Origin of the sequence: Mesorhizobium sp. M7A.F.Ca.CA.001.04.2.1, assembly GCF_003998485.1 — a bacterium.
Taxonomy (GTDB): domain Bacteria; phylum Pseudomonadota; class Alphaproteobacteria; order Rhizobiales; family Rhizobiaceae; genus Mesorhizobium; species Mesorhizobium ciceri.
This window is the reverse complement of record NZ_RZQT01000205.1, coordinates 1-7,744: the sequence shown is the minus strand read 5'-3', so window position 1 is coordinate 7,744 and position 7,744 is coordinate 1. Positions and strand designations below refer to the sequence as shown.

The following is a 7,744-nucleotide window of genomic DNA, read 5'->3' as shown; positions in this document are numbered from 1 at the left end:
TCGGCGGCTCGCCGGGGCGCATGACACGATAGATGTCGAACAGCGCGTCCTGGCGGCTCTCGTTCTTGTCGACGTTGAGCGTGTTGCGGATATAGGCGCCGACATTGACGTGGTCGATGTCGAGAACCTTGATCTCCTCTTCGCCGGTGCCGAGCAGCACCTTCAGCGTCTTCTCGTCGATCTCGTCACCGGCCTCGAGGAAGATCTCGCCGGTGGCGTAGTTGACGATGTCCTCGGCCAGATAGTTGCCGAGCAGGTCCTCGTCGGTCGCCTTGATCGCCTTCAGACCCTTTTCGCCAAGCGCCCGTGCCTGGCGTGCGGTGATCTTCTTGCCGGCCTCGACGACGACTTCGCCGGTATCGGCATCGACAAGGTCGCCGACAGCCTTGAGGCCGCGGAAACGCTCGACGTTGAACGGAATGCGCCAATGGTCGCCGGCACGCTTGTAGGTGATCTTGTTGTAGAAGGTCGACAGGATCTCTTCGCCGTCCATGCCGAGCGCCATCAGCAGCGACGTCACCGGAATCTTGCGGCGGCGATCGATGCGGGCGTGCACGACGTCCTTGGAATCGAACTCGATGTCGAGCCACGAACCGCGATACGGGATGACGCGCGCGGCAAACAGAAGCTTGCCCGACGAGTGCGACTTGCCCTTGTCATGGTCGAAGAAGACGCCCGGCGAACGGTGCATCTGCGAAACGATGACGCGCTCGGTGCCGTTGACGATAAAGGTGCCGTTCAAGGTCATGAGCGGCATGTCGCCCATGTAGACGTCCTGCTCCTTGATGTCCTTGATGGACTTGGCGCCGGTGTCCTCGTCGATATCGAACACGATGAGGCGCAGCGTCACCTTGAGCGGCGCGGCATAGGTGAGGTCGCGCTGACGGCATTCGTCAACGTCGAATTTCGGTCCTTCGAACTCGTACTTCACGAACTCCAGCATGGAGGAGCCGGAAAAATCGGAGATCGGGAAGACCGACTTGAAAACGGCCTGCAGCCCCTCGTCCGGACGCCCACCCTTGGGCTCCGCCACCATCAGGAACTGGTCATAGGATGCCTTCTGAACCTCGATCAGGTTCGGCATCTCCGCAACTTCCGGAATTTTTCCGAAGAACTTGCGTACGCGTCTGCGGCCATTGAAAGTCTGGGTCTGGGCCATCGTCGCTCCTTAGCTCTAAACTCGGGACGAGCCTCGCCGCGGCTCGCCTTGCATACTGGGCCACCTTGGCGGCAACCCTCTGTCTGTTTTCCCGGCGCCTGTCGGCGGCCGGCTAGAACGGGAGAAAACCCGTTTCCTGAAGGCCGGTTTTCGGCCCTCAGGAAAGAGGTTCTCGCAGATCTCGCGTTACGCGCTCTCCCTTCGGGCGAAGGGAGTGGCGGACGGCGCGAGGCCGCCCGCCGCTTTTACGCTTACTTCAGTTCGACCTTGGCGCCGGCTGCTTCCAGCTGGGCCTTGAACTTGTCAGCGTCGGCCTTGGAAACGGCTTCCTTGACCGGCTTCGGAGCCGCTTCAACCAGATCCTTGGCTTCCTTGAGGCCAAGACCGGTGATGGCGCGGACTTCCTTGATGACGTTGATCTTCTGAGCGCCTGCGTCGGTGAGGACGACGTCGAATTCCGTCTTTTCCTCGGCCGGAGCAGCAGCGGCCGCAGCGCCGCCAGCAGCGGCAACCGCCACCGGAGCAGCAGCCGAAACGCCCCACTTTTCTTCCAGAAGCTTCGACAGCTCGGCCGCCTCGAGGACGGTCAGCTTCGAAAGGTCGTCTACGATCTTTGCGAGATCAGCCATTGTTGTGTTCCTTCATAAGGTTCGAACGTGTGTTTGTGATAGCGAGGAACGGCCTCATGCCGCCTCGTCCTTCCGGGCGTAAGCGCCGATGACGCGCGCGACCGAGGCCGCTGGCGCATTGACGATCTGGGCGATCCGGGTTGCCGGCGTGGCGATCATGCCAACCAGCCTGGCGCGCAGCTCATCGAGCGACGGAAGTGTGGCGAGTGCCTTCACACCGTCGGCATTGAGCGAGGTGGTGCCCATTGCGCCGCCGAGAATGACGAGCTTGTCATTTCCCTTGGCGAAATCGGACGCGACCTTCGGCGCCGCAATCGGATCCTCCGAATAAGCAATCAGCGTCTGTCCCTTGAACAGCTCGATGATCGATGCGGAGTCCGTGCCCTGAAGAGCGATTTTGGCGAGACGGTTCTTCGCGACTTTGACGGTGCCACCGGCAGCGCGCATTTTCGACCGAAGGTCGTTCATTTGCGCGACGGTGATACCGGCGTAGTGGGCCACGACCACTGAACCTGCGTTCGAGAACGCACCGTTCAGGCCCGTGACGAGTTCGCGTTTTTCCGCTCTGTCCACTGCCTATCTCCAGTTGACCCCAATCCTGTTAACGGGAACATCCCATTGACGAGGACAGGCGTCGGGTTGCCTTTTGTCGGCCGGGCCATCCAGTAACGGATCTCCCGAACGACGCTCGAGGATCCTGCCCCCTTTCGCCACATCGACAATCAAGCCGGCGATGCGCAGACAAAAGGCAAACACGGTTCGAACCTTTCATTGGAGCAATCGCTCCGTTGTCCGGTCTTCACCCGTCTCATGCAGGCCCAAATCGAATTAAGGCTTCTGGGCCGCCTGCAATCTCGGACAGGATGTCCGGAAACCTTTCGGCTTCCGGTACCGGGCCGCCGACAAGTCGGAGGTCCGGAATTCACTTGCGGATCAGCCGCTTGGCGGCCGATCCAAATGTTCGTATCAGGACGCGTTGAGCGTCGCGACGTCGAGCTTGAGGCCCGGGCCCATCGTCGAGGTGACCGACACCTTCTTGACGTAGTTGCCCTTGGCGCCAGTCGGCTTTGCCTTGGTCACCGCATCGGCGAAGGCGCGGATGTTCTCCTCCAGGGCCTTGACGTCGAACGAGACCTTGCCGACGCCGGCATGGACGATGCCAGCCTTCTCGACACGGAACTCGACGGCGCCGCCCTTGGACGCCTTGACGGCGGCGGCAACGTCGGTGGTGACGGTTCCGACCTTCGGGTTCGGCATCATGCCGCGCGGGCCGAGCACCTTGCCCAGACGGCCGACCAGCGGCATCATGTCCGGCGTGGCGATGCAGCGATCGAAATCGATCGTGCCCTTCTGGACGATGTCGACCAGATCCTCGGCACCAACGATGTCGGCGCCGGCAGCGCGCGCTTCGTCGGCCTTGTCGCCACGGGCGAACACGGCGACACGTACCGAGCGGCCGGTGCCGTTCGGCAGGTTGACCACGCCGCGGACCATCTGGTCGGCATGACGCGGGTCGACGCCGAGGTTCATGGCGACTTCGATGGTCTCATCGAACTTCACCGAGGAACGGTCCTTGAGCAGCTTCAGCGCATCACCCAGGGCATAAGCCTTGTTGGGATCGATGCCTTCGCGGGTCTTCGATACACGCTTTGCAATCTTTGCCATGATCTTAGCCCACCACTTCCAGACCCATCGAGCGGGCGGAGCCCTCGACCATGCGCATGGCCGCTTCGACGTCGTTTGCGTTCAGGTCTTTCATCTTCGCGGTGGCAATCTCGCGGACCTTGTCACGCGAAACCGTACCGGCCTTGACCTTACCCGGCTCCTTGGAACCAGAGGTCAGGTTCGCCGCCTTCTTCAGGAAGTAGCTCACCGGCGCCGTCTTCATGACGAAGGTGAAGGACTTGTCCTGATAGTAGGTGATGACAACCGGAACCGGCGATCCCTTTTCCATTTCCTGGGTCTGCGCGTTGAACGCCTTGCAGAACTCCATGATGTTGATGCCACGCTGACCAAGCGCCGGGCCGATCGGGGGAGACGGCGTAGCCGATCCCGCTTTCACCTGGAGCTTGAGCTGGCCTGCAATTTTCTTAGCCATCTCTTTTCCTGCCTTTGTCTATGCCGGTCATGCCGGCGGTTGCAGTCTGGTGGTGCGATCCATGCGGCCGGCTAAAGCCGCATTCGTCTCCCACCGTTCTCAGGCCGCGCTTCCGCGCCGCCTCCCCTGATCGCCAAACCGGCTTCAGGGATTTCGGATCAGCCCTTTTCGACCTGCCCGAATTCCAGATCGACAGGCACGGCGCGCCCGAAGATCGAAACTTCCACCTTGAGCCGCGCCCGCTCCTCGTCCACTTCCTGGACGAAACCGTTGAACGACGCGAAGGGACCATCCGAAACGCGGATCGCTTCGCCGATCTCGAACGTGACCGAGGGCTTGGGCCGCTCGACGCCTTCCTGGACCTGGTTCAGGATGCGCTGCGCTTCCGCCTCGGTGATCGGCACCGGCTTGGAATCACCCAGGAAGCCGGTGACCTTCGGCGTGTTCTTGACCAGCGAGAACACGGCATCGGTCAGATTGGCCTTCAGCAGCACATAGCCCGGGAAGAACTTGCGCTCGGCATCGACCTTGCGGCCGCGGCGAACTTCGACGACCTTCTCGGTCGGAACCACGATCTGGTGGATGTCGGCAGACAGGCCCTTCTGCTTGGCCTTGTTCTCGATATCCTCGGCGACCTTCTTTTCAAAGTTCGAATAGGCGTGGACGATGTACCAGCGCGCGGTCATTTCAAGACTTCTCCGTAATCGCCGGACTTAGCGTCCGATGCCCAGAATCTGTTCGACCGCGAGGCCCATGAGCTGATCAGCGGTGAAGAAAAAGATCATCGCGATCACTGCGAAGGCCAGAACCATCACCGTCGAGATCATCGTTTCGCGCCGCGACGGCCAAGTCACCTTGGCGGTCTCCGCGCGAACCTGCTGGAGAAAGACGAAAGGATTTGTGGTTTTCGAAGCCATATGCCGCTCTGTCTTCAAGACCCGTTGGCCGGGTCTCCTGGATGATCCCGCTGGCCGGGACGTGCCGCCTGAGCGAATTTCGCGCCGAATCAGCGCAATCATTTCGCCCATGCAAATCAGACGCGTAAAGCCGGTTTCCCAGCTCCACGCGTCGCGTGTCTGTTTCGTCTACATAAAACCGATTCTTGATCCACGCAAGTGGCAAGTCTCCGCTTTATGACCAAACACCGCCTCGGAACCATCCAGTCGTTCCGTCCCGGCTATGGCGCTCTTATGCCCCAATCGACCCTATATGGCAAGCGGGTCGCCGATTTTCAAAGGCCGGACCATGGAAATATCGTTTTGAACGCCATTCCGAAACGGCGAGACATTGGGTTGAATGCCATTCAGGGAATGGCACGGGCAGCAGGGCTCGAACCTACGACCTGCGGTTTTGGAGACCGCCGCTCTACCAACTGAGCTATGCCCGTACGTGCGCATGTCGGCGCAGCAGGCGCTTCCTAAAAGCTTCCGCACGCTCTGTAAAGAGCGGTTTGCATGCAAACACGCCTTAACCTCTGCGCCAGAAATCGGGATAGTCGACAACCAGCCCGTTGCGGTCGATTTCAAGTTCCCGCCTGAAGTCGCTGGCGCGCGATTCATAGAGATATCGCCTGCCCTCTTCGAGGCATGTGTAGCGCTGCGGGTTGGCGACGACCGTGAGGGCGGGGAAGTCGATGAAGGCAGTGGTTATCTCGGCACTCTGCCCGGCGGAAAGCTGCAATCGCCGGATCGGCAGCGTGTTGGTGAACGGCGTGATGGTCAGGTCGGGATCGAAAATGCCGTCGAGCTCCGGCATCGGCAGGCCGTCCCTGGTCCAGCGACCATCGCCATCGGCGGCAAGAACAAGCGTGCGGCCGCTACCGATCATATCGACAACGACACGCCTGGCGTGCCAGCCGACATCGCAAGCGATGCGGTAACGGACGGCAAAAGGCGTTTGCCCGGAGCAGACTGCGACAGAGTCGGCCGAGACCTCCCCTGCCCGCTCCTGCAGCACCAAATGTTCGAGACCCGGTCCGTCCCACTCGCGCCAACGTATGATCTTCACATCTTCCGACATCAGCCCAACACCTCCATGGCGAACTGGACGCTAGTTTGTACCCGGTGGCTGATAGGGGCCGCCCGGCACACCCCAGCCCCAGGCCGGCATCGGTTCCGTCTGCGGATCGCAGGTTTCGCCGAGATTGGAGTTCATCTTGGCCAGGCGCGATCCCCATTCGACATAGCCCATGAAGGCCGAACGGAATTCCGGATCGTCAGGCAGGCCGACCGCGTCGGCGGCATCGGCCAGGAGGCTGATCCAGCGGCGGCGCTGCTCCTCGCTCAGATGCTTGCCCAGATGGTGCATGACCATCTCGCGGTGGCCGCCGAACTGCTCGCTGTAGGTCTTCGGTCCGCCGAAAACCTCGCCGATGAAGGCCGCGACATGGGCGGGGTGATCCGGCGACATGGTCTTGAACACCGGCCCAACGATCGGGTCCTGCGCCACCTTGTCATAGAAGGTCTGGGTGAGCCGGTTCAAGGCCTCGCTGCCGCCGGCCCATTCGTAGAGTGTCGGGATATCCTGGCCCATTCTCGATCCTCCGCCTGCCTGAAGCCGCCAGCAGCGACGATAGCGGAAAAATCGAAAGCGGCTCAACCTGCCTCGATGGCCAGTTTCGGGCTCCGTCGCCCACTACAATTTGGCCGGCGCGTCAGCCTCGGCATTGGCGGAAGGCCGGATCCGGCAATTCTCGGGTCTTGGCACCGCCTCGCAAATGGTGGCGCCGGTCAGCGCGTCGACCGATTGCAGGCTCGTCGTCAGGCCAACCTTCAGCATCATGTCGGGTTCCAGCCGGCGCTCGACCGAGCGCCGCTCGATCGCCGCGAACAGGGCGGAACTGATCGCCATCTCCTCGAGATAGGCCTTAACCATCAGCTTTTGCCCCATCGGGTAGAGGCTAAGTCGCGCCTGGGGACCGACAAGCCGCCTGATGCCGCCGGCAAGCATGAACGCGCAGGCCGAATCGCACTCCACGCCCGCATCGATGCTCAGCCCGGCATAGGCGCCCTCCTTGGCCAGGCAATTCCACGCTCCTGGGTCACAGCCGACGAAATCGGTGCGGCCAACGGCGACGTCGAGATTCTTTTCATGGATAAGCCGTCCCGCCGCCAGGGCGCTGAACAGGTCGCCTCCCTTCGAGCTGATCACGACAGGCAGTTGCCGTTTGCCGAGCGTGGCGAGCAGCTGGCGCAGCTTCTGCGGGGTCTGGGGGGTGATCGCGCCTTCCGCCGAGATCCATTCCGGGCAGTCTGGATTGCAGAGCGGATTGGTGCCGCGAACGACAACGAAGCGCATGTCTTCATCGCGCCGCGCCGCCTCGGGTTCGATCGCTGGCGGAGTAGGCCTGGCCGCGGTCGCCATCAGGCCATCAGGCTTGTTCCCCGGCACTTCCCGGCTATTCGTGGCCAGGCGGCCGGGTTCGCACAGGCTCGCCGCGGTCAACAGGCCCACGGCGTCCGTGCTGGTGACCAGCTTCATCGCCAGCATGTCATCGAGGGCGATCTGGTGGATTTCGCTGGCCGGGGTGCCCTTCATCGTTTCGAGCATGCTTTGTTCGATGCCCATCTGGTCCAGGTAGGCCGCCAGCTTTTTCTCCACCGACTTGCTCATTTCGTAGGTCTTGTAGCTGCCGGCGTTCTTGCGGCTGACGATCTTCGTGTTGAGGATCTTCTTCTTGCCCCCGACGATCCGGTAGGTGGTCCGGTATTGCAATTTCGTGCGGATGTAGGTCGTGGTGATCTGATGGACGCCGAGATAGGCCCATTCGCCAGCCACTCGCCTGATGCCGCCGGCAAACATCAGAGGACAGGCGGAATTGCACATGGCGCCATAGTCGATGACATCGCCGAAGTAGCG

Annotated in this window: 9 protein-coding genes, 1 tRNA gene and 1 pseudogene; all 11 read right to left on the bottom strand. The window is 61.6% G+C overall.

The annotated features are described in order from the left end of the window. Positions 1–1,159, bottom strand: a pseudogene (locus EN955_RS32800) (DNA-directed RNA polymerase subunit beta); the annotation flags it as partial. 251 nt (positions 1,160–1,410) lie between these two features. After that, positions 1,411–1,788 (bottom strand): 50S ribosomal protein L7/L12, encoded by a 378-nt coding sequence (rplL, locus tag EN955_RS32795; RefSeq protein ID WP_013531413.1) that lies wholly within the window; start codon positions 1,786–1,788, stop codon positions 1,411–1,413. A gap of 54 nt (positions 1,789–1,842) precedes the next feature. Next, positions 1,843–2,361, bottom strand: coding sequence for a 50S ribosomal protein L10 (rplJ, locus tag EN955_RS32790; RefSeq protein ID WP_013531412.1), 519 nt, complete (start codon positions 2,359–2,361; stop codon positions 1,843–1,845). 393 nt (positions 2,362–2,754) lie between these two features. Further along, on the bottom strand, positions 2,755–3,453 hold the full coding sequence (gene rplA / locus EN955_RS32785; protein ID WP_013531411.1) for a 50S ribosomal protein L1: 699 nt from the start codon (positions 3,451–3,453) through the stop codon (positions 2,755–2,757). Between the two features lie 4 nt (positions 3,454–3,457). After that, a complete protein-coding gene (rplK, locus tag EN955_RS32780) occupies positions 3,458–3,886 on the bottom strand; it encodes a 50S ribosomal protein L11 (protein WP_013531410.1) in 429 nt (142 codons plus the stop codon). Positions 3,887–4,044: 158 nt separating this feature from the next. Continuing rightward, positions 4,045–4,572, bottom strand: a complete 528-nt coding sequence (gene nusG / locus EN955_RS32775; RefSeq protein WP_013531409.1) for a transcription termination/antitermination protein NusG — start codon at positions 4,570–4,572, stop codon at positions 4,045–4,047. A gap of 27 nt (positions 4,573–4,599) precedes the next feature. Beyond that, a complete protein-coding gene (gene secE / locus EN955_RS32770) occupies positions 4,600–4,803 on the bottom strand; it encodes a preprotein translocase subunit SecE (protein WP_013531408.1) in 204 nt (67 codons plus the stop codon). Positions 4,804–5,197: 394 nt separating this feature from the next. Beyond that, a tRNA-Trp gene (locus tag EN955_RS32765) sits at positions 5,198–5,273 on the bottom strand. An 80-nt stretch (positions 5,274–5,353) separates the two neighbouring features. After that, positions 5,354–5,905, bottom strand: coding sequence for a putative glycolipid-binding domain-containing protein (locus EN955_RS32760; RefSeq protein WP_032809618.1), 552 nt, complete (start codon positions 5,903–5,905; stop codon positions 5,354–5,356). A 30-nt stretch (positions 5,906–5,935) separates the two neighbouring features. Next, entirely contained in the window at positions 5,936–6,418 is a 483-nt protein-coding gene (locus EN955_RS32755; protein WP_024505637.1) for a group II truncated hemoglobin, read from the bottom strand. Between the two features lie 102 nt (positions 6,419–6,520). Beyond that, positions 6,521–7,744 (bottom strand): hypothetical protein (locus EN955_RS32750; protein ID WP_127223544.1); only part of this gene is annotated, 1,224 nt, incomplete at its 5' end.